16 protein-coding genes and 1 pseudogene are annotated in these 19,646 nt (G+C 45.6%); 6 read left to right on the top strand and 11 right to left on the bottom strand.

What is annotated here, in order from left to right:
• Positions 1–70: 70 nt before the first annotated feature.
• The 10 genes and pseudogenes from rpsJ to HMPREF3034_RS13120 all read right to left on the bottom strand — a co-directional run bounded on the left by rpsJ (position 71) and on the right by HMPREF3034_RS13120 (position 11,325).
• Positions 71–376: a 30S ribosomal protein S10 gene (gene rpsJ, locus HMPREF3034_RS04290; RefSeq protein ID WP_036896546.1), complete on the bottom strand. Its 306-nt coding sequence runs from the start codon at positions 374–376 to the stop codon at positions 71–73.
• Between the two features lie 95 nt (positions 377–471).
• Positions 472–2,586 (bottom strand): elongation factor G, encoded by a 2,115-nt coding sequence (gene fusA, locus HMPREF3034_RS04285; RefSeq protein ID WP_036896545.1) that lies wholly within the window; start codon positions 2,584–2,586, stop codon positions 472–474.
• A 24-nt stretch (positions 2,587–2,610) separates the two neighbouring features.
• The gene (gene rpsG, locus HMPREF3034_RS04280; RefSeq protein ID WP_036896544.1) at positions 2,611–3,087 is read right to left on the bottom strand and encodes a 30S ribosomal protein S7; all 477 of its coding nucleotides are present in this window, start codon (positions 3,085–3,087) and stop codon (positions 2,611–2,613) included.
• 188 nt (positions 3,088–3,275) lie between these two features.
• A complete protein-coding gene (gene rpsL / locus HMPREF3034_RS04275) occupies positions 3,276–3,659 on the bottom strand; it encodes a 30S ribosomal protein S12 (protein WP_036896543.1) in 384 nt (127 codons plus the stop codon).
• A gap of 824 nt (positions 3,660–4,483) precedes the next feature.
• Positions 4,484–5,439, bottom strand: a pseudogene (locus HMPREF3034_RS04270) (IS5 family transposase); the annotation flags it as partial.
• A 5-nt stretch (positions 5,440–5,444) separates the two neighbouring features.
• Complete coding sequence (locus tag HMPREF3034_RS04265) at positions 5,445–5,696, bottom strand: hypothetical protein (protein ID WP_156431035.1); 252 nt, start codon at positions 5,694–5,696, stop codon at positions 5,445–5,447.
• A gap of 25 nt (positions 5,697–5,721) precedes the next feature.
• Entirely contained in the window at positions 5,722–7,095 is a 1,374-nt protein-coding gene (locus tag HMPREF3034_RS04260) for a RagB/SusD family nutrient uptake outer membrane protein (protein ID WP_036896541.1), read from the bottom strand.
• A gap of 22 nt (positions 7,096–7,117) precedes the next feature.
• Entirely contained in the window at positions 7,118–10,417 is a 3,300-nt protein-coding gene (locus HMPREF3034_RS04255) for a SusC/RagA family TonB-linked outer membrane protein (RefSeq protein WP_197421728.1), read from the bottom strand.
• A gap of 122 nt (positions 10,418–10,539) precedes the next feature.
• Entirely contained in the window at positions 10,540–10,803 is a 264-nt protein-coding gene (locus tag HMPREF3034_RS04250) for a hypothetical protein (protein WP_062433506.1), read from the bottom strand.
• A 192-nt stretch (positions 10,804–10,995) separates the two neighbouring features.
• Entirely contained in the window at positions 10,996–11,325 is a 330-nt protein-coding gene (locus tag HMPREF3034_RS13120) for a DUF4348 domain-containing protein (protein ID WP_062433503.1), read from the bottom strand.
• Between the two features lie 491 nt (positions 11,326–11,816).
• Here HMPREF3034_RS13120 and HMPREF3034_RS04240 point away from each other — a divergent pair, with 491 nt between their 5' ends.
• Positions 11,817–11,996 (top strand): DUF4250 domain-containing protein, encoded by a 180-nt coding sequence (locus HMPREF3034_RS04240; RefSeq protein ID WP_036896537.1) that lies wholly within the window; start codon positions 11,817–11,819, stop codon positions 11,994–11,996.
• A 106-nt stretch (positions 11,997–12,102) separates the two neighbouring features.
• The gene (locus HMPREF3034_RS04235; RefSeq protein ID WP_036896535.1) at positions 12,103–14,292 is read left to right on the top strand and encodes a glutamine synthetase III family protein; all 2,190 of its coding nucleotides are present in this window, start codon (positions 12,103–12,105) and stop codon (positions 14,290–14,292) included.
• A 102-nt stretch (positions 14,293–14,394) separates the two neighbouring features.
• On the opposite strand, the gene HMPREF3034_RS04230 is transcribed toward HMPREF3034_RS04235, so the two are convergent.
• Positions 14,395–15,828, bottom strand: a complete 1,434-nt coding sequence (locus HMPREF3034_RS04230; protein ID WP_036896849.1) for a lipopolysaccharide biosynthesis protein — start codon at positions 15,826–15,828, stop codon at positions 14,395–14,397.
• A 120-nt stretch (positions 15,829–15,948) separates the two neighbouring features.
• On the opposite strand from HMPREF3034_RS04230, the gene HMPREF3034_RS04225 reads away from it, so the two are divergent.
• The 4 genes from HMPREF3034_RS04225 to HMPREF3034_RS04210 are packed head-to-tail and all read left to right on the top strand — an operon-like array spanning position 15,949 to position 19,550.
• Positions 15,949–16,920 carry a glycosyltransferase gene (locus HMPREF3034_RS04225; protein ID WP_062433500.1) on the top strand — a complete coding sequence of 324 codons (972 nt, stop codon included), beginning with the start codon at positions 15,949–15,951 and terminating at the stop codon, positions 16,918–16,920.
• 21 nt (positions 16,921–16,941) lie between these two features.
• Positions 16,942–17,775: a LicD family protein gene (locus HMPREF3034_RS04220; protein ID WP_036896846.1), complete on the top strand. Its 834-nt coding sequence runs from the start codon at positions 16,942–16,944 to the stop codon at positions 17,773–17,775.
• A 14-nt stretch (positions 17,776–17,789) separates the two neighbouring features.
• On the top strand, positions 17,790–18,506 hold the full coding sequence (locus tag HMPREF3034_RS04215; RefSeq protein WP_062433497.1) for an IspD/TarI family cytidylyltransferase: 717 nt from the start codon (positions 17,790–17,792) through the stop codon (positions 18,504–18,506).
• 3 nt (positions 18,507–18,509) lie between these two features.
• Complete coding sequence (locus HMPREF3034_RS04210; protein WP_062433485.1) at positions 18,510–19,550, top strand: NAD-dependent epimerase/dehydratase family protein; 1,041 nt, start codon at positions 18,510–18,512, stop codon at positions 19,548–19,550.
• Positions 19,551–19,646: the final 96 nt, after the last annotated feature.

Raw genomic sequence — 19,646 nt, 5'->3', positions numbered from 1 at the left:
ACTTAGGAGAACCTTTATCTCTCGAATTATCGACAAATCATCCAGCTACATCCCAGCCTGTCAACCTTTCTTATACCTTAATCTCTACTTCTACACCACTAGGCAACTCAAGTTTCATCAAAGCATCAACAGTTTTAGCTGTAGAGCTATAGATATCGATAAGACGCTTAAAGTCCTGTAATTGGAACTGTTCACGAGCTTTCTTATTAACGAAAGTACTACGGTTTACAGTATAGATACGCTTGCGTGTTGGCAATGGAATAGGACCACTCACGATAGCACCGGTAGCCTTAACGGCCTTAACAATCTTCTCTGCTGACTTGTCTACCAACATGTGGTCGTAAGACTTCAGCTTAATTCTGATTTTCTGACTCATTTCTTTAAATGATAATTGTTGTTATTATTAGGAAGAGAGATACATTGCTTAAGAGTCATTCGCTAAGCAACGTCTCTCCTCACCTATTCTATTTATTACAGAAGTTCTGCGTGTCCGTGACTTTCCTCAAGTACAGCCTTAGCAATGCTTGAAGAAAGAGCTGCATGATGATCATACTCCATAGAGCTAGTAGCACGACCAGAAGTGATGGTACGCAAAGTTGTTACATAGCCGAACATCTCTGCTAGAGGAACCATAGCTTTTACGATACGAGCACCGCTACGAGCCTCATCCATACCTTGAACCATACCACGACGCTTATTCAAGTCACCAATGACATCACCCATGTTCTCTTCCGGAGTTACAACTTCTACCTTCATGATAGGCTCCATCAAAACAGGGCCTGCCTTAGGACATCCGTTCTTGAATGCGTTGTGTGCAGCAAGTTCAAACGACAATTGGTCTGAGTCTACCGGGTGGAAGCTACCATCGGTCAAAGTAACCTTCAAACCTGTCATAGGATAACCACCAAGTACACCATTCTTCAATGAATCTTGGAAACCCTTCTGTACTGAGGGGATGAATTCCTTAGGAACGTTACCACCTTTCACCTCGTTAACAAACTGCAAATCGCCCTCATTAAAGTCTTCGTCCTTAGGACCGATTGTAACAATGATGTCAGCGAATTTACCACGACCACCACTCTGCTTCTTATAAACCTCGCGAAGTGTAACAGGTTTGGTAATTGCTTCTTTATAGTTAACCTGAGGCTTACCTTGGTTACATTCTACCTTAAACTCACGTTTCAAACGGTCGATAATAATATCCAAGTGAAGCTCACCCATACCAGAGATAATAGTCTGACCACTCTGTTCGTCAGTACGTACTGTGAATGTTGGGTCTTCTTCTGCAAGCTTAGCAAGACCATTATCCATCTTAGCTACGTCAGCCTGACTCTTTGGTTCTACGGCAATAGAGATTACAGTATCAGGGAATGTCATAGATTCCAATACGATAGGATGATTCTCATCACAGAGTGTATCACCTGTACGGATATCCTTGAAACCTACACCTGCTCCGATATCACCAGCATCGATAGACTCCATTGGAATCTCCTGCTTAGAGTTCATCTGGAACAGACGGCTGATACGCTCTTTCTTACCCGAACGTGGGTTATAAACATAAGAACCGGCTGCAACCTTACCAGAGTAAACGCGGAAGAATACCAAACGCCCCATAAACGGATCAGTAGCAATCTTAAATGCGAGTGCAGAAGTAGGAGCGTCATCCGAAGGCTTACGATCTTCTTCTTCATCAGTATCAGGATTGGTACCAACGATATTCTCTGTATCCAGTGGTGAAGGAAGGAAAGCACAAACATAATCGAGCAAAGGCTGAACACCCTTATTCTTATAAGAAGAACCGAGCACCATCGGAGTCAACTCCATAGAGATAGTACCCTTGCGGATAGCCTTCATCAACATCTCTTCAGGAATATCCTTACCCTCAAGATAAAGTTCCATCAGCTCGTCGTCAAAGTTGGCAGCACTTTCTACCATCTTCTCTCTCCACTCATTAGCTTCATCTACGAGGTCTGTAGGAATTTCTTCCAAAGAATATTCAGCACCCATGGTCTCATCATGCCACAGAATAGCCTTCATCTTGATCAAGTCCACAACACCCTTAAAGTTTTCCTCAGCTCCAATAGGAATCTGAACAGGACATGGATTAGCACCCAAGATATCCTTCATCTGCTGAACAGTCTCAAAGAAGTCTGCACCAGAACGATCCATCTTGTTTACGTAACCGAGACGAGGCACATTGTACTTATCTGCCTGACGCCATACAGTTTCAGACTGAGGCTGAACACCATCAGCTGCAGAATATGTAGCCACAGCACCATCAAGCACACGAAGTGAACGCTCAACCTCTGCTGTAAAGTCAACGTGTCCCGGAGTATCAATCAGGTTTATCTTGAATGACTTACCATTGTAATTCCAGTTACAAGTAGTAGCAGCAGATGTAATAGTGATACCACGCTCCTGCTCCTGAGCCATCCAGTCCATGGTTGCAGCACCATCATGTACCTCACCAATCTTGTGAGTCTTTCCTGTGTAGAAAAGGATACGCTCTGATGTTGTTGTCTTACCGGCATCAATGTGAGCCATAATACCGATATTACGAGTCAAATGTAAATCGCGATTTGCCATTTTTTCTTTTCCTGATTAATATGATTAGAATCTGAAGTGAGCAAATGCACGGTTAGCCTCAGCCATACGATGCATATCTTCCTTACGCTTATAAGCACCACCCTGATTGTTGTAAGCATCTGCAATCTCAGCAGCGAGTTTCTCTGCCATCGTCTTACCACCACGCTTACGAGCAAAGAGGATTAGATTCTTCATAGAAATACTCTCTTTACGATCGGGACGAATTTCTGTAGGTACCTGGAATGTAGCACCACCGATACGGCGACTCTTTACCTCTACCTGAGGAGTAATGTTATCAAGAGCTTGCTTCCAGATTTCAAGAGCTGACTTTTCTTCCTTAGCCATCTTCTCTGTTACCACATCAAGAGCTTTGTAGAAAATTTCATAAGATGTATTCTTCTTACCATCATACATCAAATGATTCACGAATTTAGAGACCTTTTGGTCATTGAAGACTGGATCTGGTAAGATCACACGCTTCTTTGGTTTTGCTTTTCTCATTTTTGTTTTTAAAATAAAATTCTGCTTGGGGCTGTACTTCTGTCTTCTTCAACATCCTCACTCGGACATTTACTCAACCTGTCGTTAACAATTCTCCAGCAAAACGATTTTTCTTTAAATAACAAGTAGACAAGAAGGCTAGCAAAAACACTAGCACCAAGCCTACTCGCAATGTCTTTTACAGCTTATTACTTTTTAGCTGCCTTAGGACGCTTAGCTCCATACTTAGAGCGACGCTGGGTACGGTTAGCTACACCTGCGGTATCAAGAGTACCACGTACGATGTGATAACGAACACCAGGGAGGTCTTTTACACGACCACCGCGTACCAACACAATACTGTGCTCCTGCAAGTTATGACCTTCTCCGGGGATGTAAGAGTTCACTTCCTTAGAGTTTGTCAAACGTACACGGGCAACCTTACGCATTGCCGAATTAGGCTTCTTAGGAGTTGTAGTGTAAACACGAACACAAACGCCACGGCGCTGAGGACAATTGTCCAAAGCCGGAGACTTGCTCTTGTCTACGATGTCCTTTCTGCCTTTTCTTACCAATTGTGAAATAGTAGGCATAATTTTACTTTTTAATTATATATATTTTGTTTATTATCAAACCGTTACGAAACAGACACAATACAACATGCTATTTCGGGCTGCAAAGGTACGAACAATTATTTGAATTACCTAACATATATAAGCCGCGATATTTTTACAGATTAAATATTTAACAAAATATAACTTTAGTAAGTTATTTGTAACTATCATATAAAAGTACTAGCTTATGAGTTATTGAGTTTTATGAGCCTATAACTTATTGAATTTGTAAATTGCCAAACAATATAGTTAACAAACACAGACTCCCTTCCATCCCTCCCCTTACTCATAATCCAAGACTTCCACCATATTATATATAGAGCATGAAGAGAAAACAAAGACTCATCTGCCCCACCGTACCGTCAGTCTGCACTGCCGCACTTTTCATAACTTTATTGAGCGATATTGCCAAACTCTTAAAGTTATATATAGCTAAAGGCGACATGAGATTTCACGAACAAACTTGGCGTGCGATTTCCCATCTGCCTTTCCCTTCTCTTCAATTTCTTATTATTCTCTTCATATACAATCTATTGCATCAAGTACTTTCATCTATTATCTCTACTAAATACCATTTATCGTCACAAATTCTAAAGACATATTTGATGCTCACTCCCGTATCATCTATTTGAAAGTCATAAATGACTTCTTTCTTAGTCTGTTTTATTTCTCCACAGATACTCCTTTTCTTATAGAAATTATTTCTTTGCTTTGACCCCTTTTTCCTTTAACTTCTACTTTTCCTTGACATCCACTTAACAAGCTGGATATAAAAAGGATAACCCGTTGGCGGAATTAAAATGTACATATCTGGCAATGCCACCATGAAACCGCCTGCGAATAGAGCCAAAGGTACGTTTCGCTTTGTATTTTGTCTTGCTGGTGGCTACATTGATACGCTGCTCTCTTTCAGTCAGCTTGCATCCTCTTACTCCTTTGTGCATGATACGACTCTTGAACTTCACACGTTTAAGTACACCCTTGTTCCCCGCAGAGTCATGTCCCTTGTCGGCATAAACAGGTGTACCCTGCGGAAGTTTGGCTTTTGCTAACGGCCTTTCCAAATGTTTGATGTCACTTTGTTAGCCGATGTAGTTTCCTAGGCAATCACCAAACCCATCTCGCCCGTAACCAAATGTCGCTTGTATCCGAAGTGTAACTTGCCCATCTTCTTTACCCAATATACTTCGCCGTCAACATTAGGCTTGACAAGGCCTTTAACCATAGCCTTTCCTGCTATATCCATACCTGTCTCCTCATTGCGTTCCTCGACTACTTCGTATTCCTTACGCCCGCGGGGATGACGAGGGATGTCCGTGATACTGGCGTCAACTATGGTGCCACGCTTAACCAAAACACCGGCCGACTCTAACTGGCGATCAATCTCTTCCAGCACATCGTCGTAAAGGTCGGTTTCAAGCAGAATGTTGCGGAAACGACACACCGTCGTACTATCTGGAGCGCAGTCGTCCAATCCTAAGCCGACAAATCAACTGAAAGACAAGCGGGCATTGACCTGCTCCTCGCCCCCGCCGTCACTCAGGCTGTACCATGTACGAAGGAGTTCGGTCTTGAATAACACAAGGCTGTCATAGCTCGGACGACCGGTGGGACGGTCATCTTTGGTATAAGCAATCTCAACTAGTCCACAGATGGGATTCCAATCGATTGGCTGATCGAGTTGAGAGAAAAGGGGCTGTTTGATCTGACGATGACCAACTAACCTTAAACAAGGAGGATAGAGTTGGGGGCCTATCATGGCCGTTATCGTTGATTGATATCTATGATGGCATGTGGCTCCTGTTGTTCAATTTTTTCATATTGTAGCTTGAGCCGTTCTATGGAATCTTTTTCTTCCTCAGACAGAGGGTCTTGTTTGATGTAGATATTTCCCATCCCCTTGTCGTGAGCCTCAGTTAGTCCTTCTGGTGCGACACCTTCTTCTATGCTGGTGCATGACATGGCAGCCAAAATAAGGATGCTCGAAAAAGTGTAAATGCAATGTAAAAATCTCATGTTCGTTTCCTTTTTGAATGGTCTGTCAATTTTGATATACATATCCCTGATTTATTTCCAATTCAGGATTTATTAAATAGTCGCGTAGTTGGAACGGGAAGTTGTAAAGATACTTTTTGGTAATCTTTTTTGTTCTTCCGTCTGTCACCCAAAATTCTGGCATTCCATTGCGCTTGAGTTCATACCATCGATCGTTTTCTAGCATCAGTTCCTTTCTGCGCTCATTCAGTATGGCTTGCATCAGTGGCGTCAGAGGCTTTCCCTCGGCATCAATCTTTATAAGGGCGGAATGGTCAACGGATGGAAGAGTGGCTACTATATAAGGTGAATAGTCGGTGATACGATGTGAGCGAAAGTCGTTAAGCATTTTTAGAGCCTTATCTAGGCGTCCTAAATGAGCTAGACATTCCATGCCCATTAGTGCGAACTCGGCACCTCGTATCCCTGTAAATGCAGCTTTTGTGGTTCTAAGTTTCTTGTCTATGTATTTGAATCTAATATCCTTTTCTTTTTCGGAAAATAACTTATAAAAGCCGATGGAAAGTGGACGCTCCTTCAGTTTGTTCACGTCTCTGTCATATGCGTAAACGGAATAGCCTGTATTTGACATGATTAATATATTTCCCGAGCGTTGTAGTTTATTTTCAAGCATATTGGTGTATTCCTTGCCTTGTAGCAAAGGATATTTATTGAGCAATTCTAAGCATATTGGCAAAGCTTTCTCCCATTTCTCACTCCAAAAGTAGGTCCGTGCCAAATAAGCTTTTGCTACATCGGTGGTAAAGTACATCTCTTCATTCTCTTGCTTGTCATTGATGGCGGTCTGTAATTCTTTGATGATAAATTCTGCCGTTTTTTGCAAGCTGCTTCGTCCGGGTCTTGATTCCATATTGAACTCGGTAACAAGAGGCAGTCCCATCTGTTTCTCCGGTGAATTTGCATTCCATGGATCGCAATAATCGCGCATCAGGTTATAGTATGCGACTGCACGCATGATACGAGCTGTAACGCTGAGTGTACGTGAGATGGAGTCCGATGCATTCAGTGCGTCAAGAACAATGTTGTAATCCTTGATTTCCTTGTATCCTCTCATTAAAACATACATGTTTCCTATGGCTCCGTCGCCTACATAAAAGACTTTCAAACTTCTACCTTTATTCATGGAAGCGTTCAGATTGTCGGCATATAATTCCTTTTCGATGGCACGCTTGTAGGATTCCAGCGTAACGGACGAGGGGGTAGTCTCCAATGATGACAGTTGCGCATATATTAATGTGCCGTAATCCTCTGGTGTTTTAGGCAAAACGTTGTTATAATTGTTCTCTTTGAGATATTCGCTACATGAGGATACGATTAGCGTGATCGCAATTAAGATCCCCGTGTGATAATAGTTCTTCATATATATATCTTTTTGAATGATGTTAGAAACCTATTTGCAAGCCGAAAGTTACTGATCTCGTAATTGGATAGGTAAGCCCCGGTTGTTCTGGGTCAATGCCTCGAAAATTAGTGAAAGTGAAGAAGTTCTGTGCCGAGCAGGTGATGCCAAGATTTGAAAGTCCCAATGTTTCTGTCACGTTTTTATTAAAAAGGTAGCTCAAAGAAATGTTTCTTATGCGCAGGAATGATGTTTCCTGTAGATAAATTCCGTCCATGATGTTTGAACCAGTAACCATATTGCCTTCAAGGTTTAGGGGTGCTCCGAACGCATCTACAATGCGAGGATATTTCGTTCCTTCGCGATTCTCTGTTGTCCATCTGTCCATCCTGTCTCGCGCCACGTTGAGGTGGTTGGTATAAATGTCGCTGAAAGATGTTTGGGGAGTGTTGTTTCTAGAATATCCTACCATGGAATAGTTGACAGGAGAATTAATTTCGTTGAGTGCCTTTCCCCCTATTGAATAGGCGGCTTGTACACTGAACGTGAATCTTTCATAGGATACATTTATACTTCCGCCTCCTGAATAGGGAGCGTTACGGGTACCGAGATAGAACTTGTAGTTTGCCACGTTCTTCTTGTCGGCAATTGTTTCGAACTTTGCATTAGGAACTGTCTTCATGTTGTAATATCCTGTTTCCTTGTCTATTCCCGTTGATATACCGTTGAAAATGGCGTCAAGCGGGTAACCTTGATATTTCCCATCGCTGACTCCAAAAAGAGGTGCTACAAATTTCACGAGTTCGTTTCTGTTCCATGATAGATTGACCGATGTCGATAAAGTTAGTTTCTTCGTCTTTATGGGAGTTCCATAGATGGATATTTCCAAGCCTCTGTTCCGTATTTTTGAAGTATTGAAACTGTATGCCGTGAATCCAGTGGTGGACACTGTTCCCACTCTGGTGATGATGTCGGAGCTGAGTTTTTCATAAATCTCGGTATTAATGTTCAATCTGTTGTTGAACAGTCCCATGTCGATGCCCAGTTTCATGTCGCGTGTCCGTTCCCACCGCAAATGTGGATTTGGGGCGTTTTTCACCGTTCCTGTTATATGATCGTTCCATTTTTTTCGCCCTGTGCTTATGACTAAGCTTTTCAACATGCCTTGAACTACGTTTCCTGTAAAGCCATAGGATACGCGCATGGTTAGTCGGTTGATTACAGGCTTTATGCTTCTCCAAAATCTTTCGTTGTCAATGTTCCATGCCGCGCCTATAGAATATGTTGGATTAAATTGTTCCTTGGCACCGAAGTTATTTGACCCATCAGTTCTCAAAGCTGCATTGAGGGTGTAAGTATTATTGAAGTCATAGTCCACGGTAGCGAAAAAAGAGGCATATTTTTGCTCGTTCCACTGCGAGGAGGAAAGATTATTGATCAACTGTATCCACTTCGAGTAAGACATATTTCCATTCTCAGGAGGTTCGGGCATACCTGTTATTTTTGTCTCCGGATCATATCCATATTGCATCATAATAGACCTTTGGTTTTTAGAGGATCGGATTTCGCTGCCTCCGATCATGACTATGTGGTGCAATTTCCGAAAGTCTTGTGCGTAACGAAGCATGAGCCTTCCCATGAAATTATTCCCTTCGCTGAAGTTCTGTCTCAGAATTCCATAACCATTCCATTCTCTATTTTGCATGTCCCATGGCAGCCGATTCTTGAACGCAGCATAAGTATTCTTGCCCAATTCGTCAGTACCATTGATGTTGTTTCGTCCGTATGCTGCTATTCCCGTAAATTTAAGATTATCGGTAAGAAAATAATCGAAGGTTCCTTGGATGTTGATTCCCAATTTGGTATTGCAACTTGATGTTTCATTCATCTCCCTCAGTATGTTGAAACCATTTGTAGGGATGTAGGGGAGTGATGCGTCGCCTGCATTTATTTCGGTGAGATTGAAATAGGTCATATCTGCCCGATAGCTTCCGTCAGCGTTGTATGGCGTTTCGTAAGGATTGGCAAAATAGGCGTATCTAAACGGGTCGACGCTTGATACGAAATCGCCGCTTTTTTGAAAGGAAACTGTTGACTTGAACCCGAGCTTTAACTTTGAAGTGGGATTCACGTTGATTTTCATGTTAAAGGTATAACGTTGATAGTCATTTCTTTTGACCAATCCCATATTCTTTGTGTACGATAGCGAGGTATAATAATCCATCTTGCCTGTTCCTCCTGACAACGATAGGTTGTGATTTTGCGATAGGGAATTCCTGAAGATCTCGTCATACCAGTTGACATTATTTCTTTTAAGTCCTTCTATATAAGCACTCTTTTCTTCCTCTGTCATTTTTTCGAAACCGTTTTCAGTCCATAATTTCCCATTTTTACCAATTTTGTCTGCATGGATCATCCCCACAATACCGATCACGGGGTACCAGCCATTGCCCGATTTGAAAGGTTTCGCTGAAAATTCGTTCCATAATTCCTGCTCCCATCGTATCTTTTCTTCCGTATTCATAATATTTTCCTGCCGTTGGGGGTATAATCCGATGGTAAACAGAGTGGAGTAGTTCACACGTGGCTTACCGACTTTTCCATGCTTGGTAGTGATAGAGATTACGCCACCTGCTGACCTTGAGCCATAGATAGCCGAGGCTACGGCGTCTTTCAAGATGGTTATACTTTCTATGTCGTTAGGATTGATATCTCCAATTCCGTTTCGAAAGATATTGTTGAAATCACTTGCATCCATCATGCCAGTTCCCAATATTTTCGGCAAGTTGTCCTGCATGATGACTCCGTCAACCACCCACAGTGGTTCAGCCGAGCCATTGACGGTGTTAATTCCGCGTATCCTTACTTGAGCGCTTTCTCCGGGTTTCCCGTTTGGAACGCTTACGTGCATGCCAGCAATTTGTCCTTGCAGAATCTTGTCAATCGACGTAGACACTTGATTTTCTATTTGCTCGTGTGTGATTACAGCAAAAGAACCGGCCGAACGTCTTTTTAAAAGTCTGTTGTATCCTGTGGAAACCACTTCGTCCAACATATTGATTTTGTCATTTAGCCTAATCAAAAGATCGTGATATGGAGGTTGCAGAGTTATTTTTTTAGCTTCCATGCCTAAGTAAGTTACTTGTATGTAAGACGGGGCAGGTAATGAGATGGCATGAAAATGGAATTTGCCATCAGTGTCGCTCGTTGCAACAGCTTTTTTGCCGTTGAGCGTGATACTGGCACCGATCACAGGTCTACCTTCATAATCAACGATTTTTCCAGAAATTGATATTTCCTTATTGTCTTTCTCTATCATGTTGTGCGTCTGGTCATTCGCCATCGCGTACGAAGTGATTGTTGCTGAGAGAAGAATAGCAGTAATAATTTTAAAAAACATGTTTGAATATTTTTATTTTTTTTACAAGTGCAAAATTACCTAAAAGGAATTTTGCTTACAATACCTTAAAATAGGTATTTTATCACGACTTTGTCCTCGGTGCATCTCGAATGTGCTGTTGTTACTGCATGGTAAAAGCTGTATCCAGACACCGTGTGTAAGCAATATTCAGAAAAAACATGTTGTTCGATTGATTTATCAAGAAAATGTGTGATGCGTACAATTAAGTATCCGAAGTGTAACTTGCCCATCTTCTTTACCCAATGTCCTTCGCCGTCAACATTAGGCTTGGCAAGATCTTTAACCATTTCCTTTCCTGCTATATCCATGCCGATTCAATATATAACTTTATCGAGCGGTTTTAACAAACTCTTAAAATTATATATAGCTAAAGGCGACATGCGATTTCACAAACAAAACTTGACGTGCGATTTCCCATCTGCCTCTTTCTTTTCTTCAATTTCTTATTATTCTCTTCATACACAGTCTGTTGCATCAAGTACTTTCATCTATTATTTCCACTAAATACGATTTATCGTCACAAAGTAATTGTCGGGCAAATTTGACAAATCCTTAAACTTCCACTTTTTTTCGCTGATTACTTCGACAGCAAAACTATCGGTATCAGGATCGTACGTCTTAATTATAAGTGGAAAAACAAAACGACTCCTCTGAAAGGTAGAATCCTTCATAAATCGCTTGATAAAGAAATTAAAGTTCTCTTTTTTCATTTTTCTACGGACACACCTTGTTCTTATAGAATGTATTTCTTTGCTTTGATTCCTTTTCCCTTTAACTTCTACTCTCCCCTGATACCCACTTAACAAGCTGGATATAAAAAGGATTATCATTATTTATTCATTATTTCTGTGTTTCAATTTTTCGGAAAATAATTACTGTAAGTATATAGAATATCTCAATCAGACGGCAGAGTCGTCTACCGGTCGATTAAAGTCTATCGACGGCGTAGGGAGTCTTCAGAGAATTACAGAGACCATGAACAGGCTGCGATAATGGACAGCCTGATAAATATATCAGACAGGTCAGTATCACATTCATACTGATTACGGTTATATAAAGGTCGAAAAATACTGTTTGCCCAATTCATGACGCAAGTTAGGAAAAACATCGATAAGTTCCAAGGAAATGGACAAAAAGTAAACAAACTGACGAGTTGGGAGGGAAAAGTGACAAGTCATACGGTCGGATGCCCTTCGCCCACACACATGGCAGAATTTTATTTAGAGCTAGAAAAACATGCATAACGTTTTTTGGTGACAGTAACAACAAATCTCATCTTTATTTTGTAACTTTGCATCTGATTCTAACATACTGTCGAAAGATGGATAAATTACCCCAAGATCCAATGATATTGTTCAGTACGGTCAATATGTTGTTGCGCGACAACTACAGTTCGCTCGACGAGCTATGCGACGACATGGACGTAGATCGAACAGCATTGGTAGCCAAACTGGCCACAGCCGGTTTCGAATATAGCGAAGTAAACAATAAATTCTGGTAAATATCGGATACGGATTCTCATGCGCCCATGAGAATCCTTTTTCGTTTTCTGCCACCAAGTATCAAGAGATAGAGACCGAATAGGAAACAAATAGCAATAAGAGGATATGACGAATTTAAGATTTGAGGTTGTGGCCGAGGCCTTCAGAAAGAAGCCGGTCGAGGTAGAGTTACCCAAAGAACGCCCTTCCGAGTACTTCGGCAAGTACGTCTTCAACCGTGCCAAGATGTACAAGTATCTGCCCACCGACGTATACAATAAGCTCATCGACGTGATGGACAACGGCGCACGACTGGATCGTGGCATCGCCGACGCGGTGGCACACGGCATGAAGAAATGGGCCAAGGAGTGCGGTGTAACCCACTACACCCACTGGTTTCAACCCCTGACCGAGGGTACTGCCGAGAAACACGACGCCTTTGTGGAACACGACGGCAAGGGTGGTATGCTCGAAGAGTTCTCCGGCAAGCTGCTCGTACAGCAGGAACCCGACGCCAGTTCATTCCCCAACGGCGGTATACGCAATACGTTCGAGGCGCGCGGATATTCGGCTTGGGATCCCACATCGCCGGTCTTCATCATCGACGACACCCTCTGTATCCCGACGATCTTCATCTCTTACACCGGCGAGGCGCTCGACTACAAGGCTCCCCTGCTGCGCTCGCTCCACGCCATCGACGTGGCTGCCACGGCCGTGTGCCGGTATTTCGACCCGAAAGTGAAGAAAGTGCAGACCAATCTTGGCTGGGAACAAGAATATTTCCTCGTCGACGACAGCCTCTACTTGGCTCGTCCGGATCTTATGTTGACCGGTCGCACCCTCATGGGACACGACTCCGCAAAGAATCAACAGATGGAAGACCACTACTTCGGAACCATTCCGGAGCGCGTGCAAGCCTTCATGAAGGATTTGGAAGTACAAGCTCTCGAACTGGGTATTCCCTGTAAGACACGCCACAACGAGGTGGCTCCCAACCAATTTGAGCTGGCACCCATCTTTGAGGAGTGTAATCTGGCTGTCGACCACAACATGCTACTCATGTCGCTCATGAAACGTGTGGCTCGCAAACACGGTTTCCGTGCCCTCCTGCACGAAAAGCCTTTCGCCGGAGTCAACGGTTCGGGCAAGCATAACAACTGGAGCCTGACCACCGACACGGGCGTGTTGCTGCATGCAGCAGGCAAAAATTCGGAAGACAACCTGCGTTTCGTGGTCTTTATCGTAGAGACGCTGATGGGCGTTTATCGCCACAACGGCGTACTCAAAGCCAGCATCATGAGTGCCACCAACGCCCATCGACTGGGCGGAAACGAGGCTCCCCCCGCCATCATCTCCAGTTTCTTGGGCAAGCAGCTCACCGATCTGCTGGAGCATATCGAGAAAGCCGACAAGGACGAACTGTTCACCGTAGCCGGCAAAAAAGGCTTCAAGCTCGACATTCCGGAAATACCCGAACTGATGATAGACAATACCGACCGCAACCGTACAAGCCCCTTTGCCTTCACCGGAAACCGCTTTGAGTTCCGCGCAGTAGGTTCCGAAGCCAATTGTGCGTCGTCTATGATTGTGCTGAACACAGCTGTGGCCGAGGCATTGACCAACTTCAAAGAGCGCGTGGACGCCCTCATCGCCAAGGGCGAGAGCAAGAACGGAGCCATCATCGACGTGATTCGCGAGGACATACGCACTTGCAAGCCTATTCACTTCGACGGAAACGGATACAGTGACGAATGGGTGGAAGAGGCCAAAAAGCGCGGATTGGACTGCGAGACGTCTTGCCCGGTGGTCTTCGACCGCTACATGGACGACTCGAGCATCAAGATGTTCGAGTCGATGAACGTGATGAAACGCAACGAACTGGGAGCACGCAACGAGGTGAAGTGGGAAACCTACACCAAGAAAATACAGATAGAGGCGCGCGTCATAGGCGACTTGACCATGAATCATATCATCCCCGTGGCCACACATTACCAGAGCCAGTTGGCTAAGAACGTGCAGAACATGATCGACATCTTCGGGCGCGAGGAGGCCTTGAAGCTCTCTGAGCGCAACTTGAAGATTATCCGCGAGATAGCAGAGCGCACCCAAGCCATCGAAACAAAGGTGGAAGAACTCATCAACGAGCGCAAAGTGGCCAACAAGATAGACTGCGAGCGCGAGAAAGCCATCGCTTATCACGACAACATAGCTCCCAAAATGGAGGAGATACGCTATCAGATAGACAAGCTGGAACTGATTGTCGCCGACGAACTCTGGACGCTGCCGAAGTTCCGCGAACTCATGTTTATCAGATAAAAAGCACTATTGAGCGACCGAACACAAAAAGTGGAATCGTGCATAACAGCATGATTCCACTTTTTCACCTTTATTATGTATAAGACATAAAACCTCTTATTCTTACCGCCTTTTCCTCAAATACCCCATACTCTCTTCCAGAATGGCGACATGAGCCACTTTCATGACGGCGAAATAGAGACCACCTGCCAGCACGATTCTGACGATAAGCAAAAGCAGAAGAGGACGGATAGGCAGCGTAACGACATAGGTCAGCCCCATCACCACCACTGACGCGAGGAAGAAGGGCGCTACGTCGCGGAGCAATTCGAGTAGGGCAATGCCGGCCAAACGCTTGGCAACACACTGCCATACACCCAACCACACGATATTGAACAAGGAATATACCACGACCATCGCCTGTATACCATAGGGCGACGACACCAATATCAAAATGAGTTGCAAGGCGATTTGCCCCACATTACACCACATCAGAATGTCGGAACGCGAATGACTGATGGCCAAATTTTGATACAATGTATAGAAAGGAAAGAACGCACCGCTCACGCATAGTATCTGTAACAGCGGCACACTGGCCATCCATTTCGCTCCGATCGTGACGACGATAAACTCCCGCGAGACGATGCAAAGCCCGAACATCAACGGGAATGAGAGGAAAGCCGTGAACCGCATCATCTTCCGGAACACGCCTTTAAGCCTGCTCCTATCATCTCCCACCTGCGCAAAAACAGGCTGAGCCACCTGTGCTACGGTGTTCGAGATGAGCGAATAACCCATCGTATCCCACTTATAAGCCTGCGTAAAACTACCCACTGTCTTCGCCGTAAAGAGATGACCGAATATGAATGTGAGAAAGTTATTGCTGATGGTGCCGATCATTGTCGTTATCAATATCTTGTTACTGAAACTGAACATAGAGCGGATAGGGGCAAAATCGAACTCAAAGGTGGGCAACCAGCGTGTATAATACAGCCGGCCTAAATCCAAGACAAGGATGAAGAGAAACTGTTGCCAAGCCAAGCTCCAATAGCCATAACCATTGAAAGCCAACACAATACCTACTGTTCCCGACACCACCAAGGCCACAAATCCCATGATGGCCTTCTCCTTATTCATGAAGTTTCGAATCATATAGGCACTATGAGGAATGCCCAGCGAGGCCAGTACAAAGGTGAGAAAGATGAATCTGGACAACGGTATCAGGCAGGGTTGATGGAAGAAATCGGCTATCAACGGCGCACCGAAAAACAGAATTACATACAGCGTAATGCTCACCGAGACGCCAAACCAAAACACGGAGTTATAGTCGCGATTCCGTATCTTGGGCAGATTGATGAGAGCAGTAGAGAACCCGCTGTCCTGCAAATTGCCTGCGATGGCCGTAAAGATGGTCAACATACCCACGATACCATAATCAGACAAATCAAGCAAACGAGCCAGACAAACACCAATAACAACATTCAACAATTGGGTAGAGCCACTGTTCACGGCTCCCCAAAACAATCCCTTGGCGGTTTTTTCTTTCAATGAACTCATGTAAATCAGTGTTATTTCGAGTCTTGCTTCAAGCTACAAAAGTAGTAAATTCTTTTGAATATTAAAATATTAATGGTACTTTTGCATGAAACCAATACCCGTGTTTAGGGGCGAAAAACAATGGATAAAAAGCGTATCTCAGTGGTGATGTGCACCTATAATGGCGAACTGTTTTTGAAAGAACAGTTAGATACGCTTGTCACCCAAACTCTACTGCCCGACGAGATTATCATTCAAGACGACCATTCCACCGACCGCACCATGGCCATATTGCAAGAATATGCCGCCAACTATCCGTTTATCAAGGTATGTGTGAATGAAGATGGGCAGGGCGTCAACTCCAATTTCTTCGGTGCACTACGCAAAGCCACTGGTGATTTGATTGCTATCTGCGACCAAGACGACCTGTGGGAGCCTACCAAACTTGAGCAACAAGCAGTGGCCATTGGCGACCATTTGCTGTGTAGTTGCTTTTCCAAGCCTTTCTCTGAAGACGGTTCGTTTGCCTCGTTCGATGCCCGTCGTCCCAACACCAGCCTCATCCGATTGCTTTTTGCCAGCCTTCCCGGTCACACCATGCTCATCAATCGTCGCTTGATAGAGCTGTTACCCCAAGATAATCCTATCTATGGCATCTCGCTTTACGATGCCATTCTAGGCATGACGGCAGCCGCTTTCGACAGCATTGTATTTGTAGACAAGGTACTGGTACACCAGCGTCGCTATGCCAATGCGGCCACCTACGTGGCATACAGTGGCAGTCTACCCACTGTAGGCAATGCCTTTCGCATCCTCAAATGGTCACTCTGCAACTACACAAAGGCCAAACCTCATCTGCAACGCTACTTCCGAGGCCGACAAGCACTGTTTCGTGAGATTCATCCGAACACTTGGATATACGACGAAGGATGCCGCCTCATTCGCTTACAATTGGGCAACGGGCTGATAGCCTACGCTCGTTTGACCGCTTTTTTCATCCGACATCGCAGCCGATTGTTCCAAACTCCGGGTGGTGGAATCGTAAAATGGCTGCGTGCCCTCCTCTATCCCATCATGCAAATGTACAACTATCGCCTTTGGGTGAAGAAGTAAATTGCCAAAAACAGACTTGAAATGACGAAACAATATAACACGGGCGAGACCGACGAGACCCTACGCCGCGACTACAATCCTGACGGTTCGGTGCTGCGACAGGCACAACTTCGCATGCTCGACATGGCCATCTACCTGCAAGAAACGGCCCAGAAGATAGGCGTGGCATGCCGACTCGACGGCGGAAACATACTCGGTGCGCTGCGCCACGGAGGCTTTATCCCATGGGATGACGATATAGACATGGTGTTGAGCTACAAGGATTACAAGAAACTATGCCGCTATCTGAAGATGCATCCACATCCTCAATACGTGCTACAAGACAACGATACCGACCCCGGATTCTACAAAGAGTGGTCGTGTCTGCGCGACCTGAAGAGCGAAAACCGCAGTACCGCGGCAGCCGGCAGCAAAGACCGGCGCATGCACGAAGCCCAGAAATTCCGCGGACTGCACGTCGACATCTTCCCGTACGAGGGACACATGATTCCATGGTTACAGCATCTGGCCGCCAAGCTGTCGGTCAACACCAACCTCTATCTGGCCGGTTCGCACCCCCGTTTGGCACAGATGACCTATCAGACACTCCATCATGTGGTGTTCCCTGCATTCCGTCTCATCGGTAGGTGCTTTGGAAATCCCGAACTCTACATGCACTCCTACGGCGCATGGTTCTACGAGCAGAACCCTAAGAAATACATGGTTCCGCACAAACCCATCGTCTTCGAGGGGCATACCTTCGAAGGACCGTCCAATCCCGAAGAGCTTTGTCGCATCGCGTATGGCAACTATATGGATCTGCCACCGCGCGATAAACGCGACCGACACCAGATAGACATCGTCTTCTACGACTAAAAACATCTCACGATATGAATATAGCTGTGATTTTTGCCGGTGGTTCCGGCCTGCGCATGCACACCAAGTCGCGCCCCAAACAGTTTCTCGATCTCAACGGAAAACCCATCATCATCTATACATTAGAGCTGTTCGACAACCATCCGGAGATTGATGCCATCGTGGTAGCATGTATCGAAAACTGGATACCTTTCCTCGAAAAGCAACTGCGTAAGTTTGAAATCAACAAGGTGGTCAAGATGGTTCCCGGCGGCCAGACGGGACAGGCGTCCATCTACAACGGCCTGAAAGCAGCTCAGGAGATAGCCCAAGCCGACGCCACGGTGCTCATCCACGACGGCGTGCGCCCCCTGATTACCGAGCAGACTATCACCGACAACCTGCGCAAAGTAGAGGAATGCGGCAGTTGCATCACGTGCATCCCGGCCACAGAAACCTTTATCGTGCGCCAGCCCGATGGATCCTTGGAGATTCCCTCGCGCTCCGATTCGCTCATAGCACGCGCACCTCAGAGTTTCAAACTGTCTGACATTCTCTCCGCCCACGAACGGGCTATCGCCGAGGGGCTGCACGATTTCATCGACTCATGCACCATGATGAGCCACTATGGCTACAAGCTAGGCACCGTCATCGGTCCCATGGAGAATATCAAGATTACCACCCCGACCGACTTCTTCGTGTTCCGGGCGATGGTGAAGGTACACGAAGACCAACAAATATTCGGACTCTAAACGATGAACAACGTCCAGAAAGAAGACTTTCTCCGCTTTGCCGCCCACTTTGACGGTAGCGCATTGCGAGGCAGCCGAATCATGGTGACCGGTGCCACCGGACTCCTTGGCTCGTGCATGGTACGCTGTCTGCAGGCTCTCAACGAGCAACAACAGCTCCATATCAGCATCATCAGCGTGGTGAGAAACCTAGAAAAAGCCACCCAGCTGCTCGGTGCGGCCACGCCACAGCATCAATATTATGTCTACGACTTCGCCGCTTCGCTGCCCTTCCTGCCCAACGAGGCACCCACACATATCATCCATTTCGCTGCTCCCACGGCCTCGCGCTACTTCGTGGAACATCCCGCGGAGACCTTTACGACCGTCCTCGACGGTACACGCACGCTGCTTGAGTATGCCCGAAGACATGCCGTGCAGTCGGTGGTCTATGCATCTACGCTCGAAGTCTACGGCACGGTGTACGACGATTCCACACCGCTGACCGAAGACCGGCAGGGATTCTTAGACCCTATGGACACGCGCAGCAGCTACCCCATGGCCAAGCGCGCGGCCGAATGCCTATGCCATGCCTATGCCGCCGAGTACGGACTGCCTGTCAGGATAGCCCGACTGGCACAGACGTTTGGAGCCGGTGTGGCAGCCGACGACAACCGGGTGTTTGCCCAGTTTGCCCGCGCCATCATCGACAGTCGCGACATTGAACTGCACACCACAGGCGAATTGAGCCGCTGCTATTGCTACACGACGGACGCCATGGCTGCCATGCTCTGTCTTGCGACACAAGGAGAAAGCGGTCGGGCTTACAACATAGCCAACGAAGAGACCTATATTTCTATCGTCGACATGGCTCGCATGCTCTGCCACGAGTTCAATCCTATCGTGCAAGTAGTCGTCAACCTGACCGAGGGAATGGGCTACTCGCCCACCACTAAGCTGCGATTGGACACCGGGCGCATGCAGGCCTTGGGCTGGAAACCGGCTTACGGCATGCGCGAAATGTTCGCCCGACTGATAGAATCCATCAAACAAGACCAGCAATGACCTTTATATTTGCTTTGTAGAGATGGTGTGTACACCAATCTCATATACCATAAAAACCAACCTATCCCTCCCCAAAGAGGAAGGAAGAACAAAGAA

It is taken from the genome of Prevotella sp. DNF00663, from assembly GCF_001553265.1.
In the GTDB taxonomy this organism is placed as follows: domain Bacteria; phylum Bacteroidota; class Bacteroidia; order Bacteroidales; family Bacteroidaceae; genus Prevotella.
The sequence above is the reverse complement of the archived record's forward strand: the minus strand, read 5'-3'. Positions and strand labels throughout refer to the sequence as shown.

Coding starts and splice junctions, on each gene's coding strand:
- rpsJ (WP_036896546.1), bottom strand. CDS start 376: ATGAGTCAGAAAATCAGAATTAAGCTGAAGTCTTACGACCACATGTTG.
- fusA (WP_036896545.1), bottom strand. CDS start 2,586: ATGGCAAATCGCGATTTACATTTGACTCGTAATATCGGTATTATGGCT.
- rpsG (WP_036896544.1), bottom strand. CDS start 3,087: ATGAGAAAAGCAAAACCAAAGAAGCGTGTGATCTTACCAGATCCAGTC.
- rpsL (WP_036896543.1), bottom strand. CDS start 3,659: ATGCCTACTATTTCACAATTGGTAAGAAAAGGCAGAAAGGACATCGTA.
- HMPREF3034_RS04265 (WP_156431035.1), bottom strand. CDS start 5,696: ATGAGATTTTTACATTGCATTTACACTTTTTCGAGCATCCTTATTTTG.
- HMPREF3034_RS04260 (WP_036896541.1), bottom strand. CDS start 7,095: ATGAAGAACTATTATCACACGGGGATCTTAATTGCGATCACGCTAATC.
- HMPREF3034_RS04255 (WP_197421728.1), bottom strand. CDS start 10,417: ATGGCGAATGACCAGACGCACAACATGATAGAGAAAGACAATAAGGAA.
- HMPREF3034_RS04250 (WP_062433506.1), bottom strand. CDS start 10,803: ATGGATATAGCAGGAAAGGAAATGGTTAAAGATCTTGCCAAGCCTAAT.
- HMPREF3034_RS13120 (WP_062433503.1), bottom strand. CDS start 11,325: ATGATAATCCTTTTTATATCCAGCTTGTTAAGTGGGTATCAGGGGAGA.
- HMPREF3034_RS04240 (WP_036896537.1), top strand. CDS start 11,817: ATGGATAAATTACCCCAAGATCCAATGATATTGTTCAGTACGGTCAAT.
- HMPREF3034_RS04235 (WP_036896535.1), top strand. CDS start 12,103: ATGACGAATTTAAGATTTGAGGTTGTGGCCGAGGCCTTCAGAAAGAAG.
- HMPREF3034_RS04230 (WP_036896849.1), bottom strand. CDS start 15,828: ATGAGTTCATTGAAAGAAAAAACCGCCAAGGGATTGTTTTGGGGAGCC.
- HMPREF3034_RS04225 (WP_062433500.1), top strand. CDS start 15,949: ATGGATAAAAAGCGTATCTCAGTGGTGATGTGCACCTATAATGGCGAA.
- HMPREF3034_RS04220 (WP_036896846.1), top strand. CDS start 16,942: ATGACGAAACAATATAACACGGGCGAGACCGACGAGACCCTACGCCGC.
- HMPREF3034_RS04215 (WP_062433497.1), top strand. CDS start 17,790: ATGAATATAGCTGTGATTTTTGCCGGTGGTTCCGGCCTGCGCATGCAC.
- HMPREF3034_RS04210 (WP_062433485.1), top strand. CDS start 18,510: ATGAACAACGTCCAGAAAGAAGACTTTCTCCGCTTTGCCGCCCACTTT.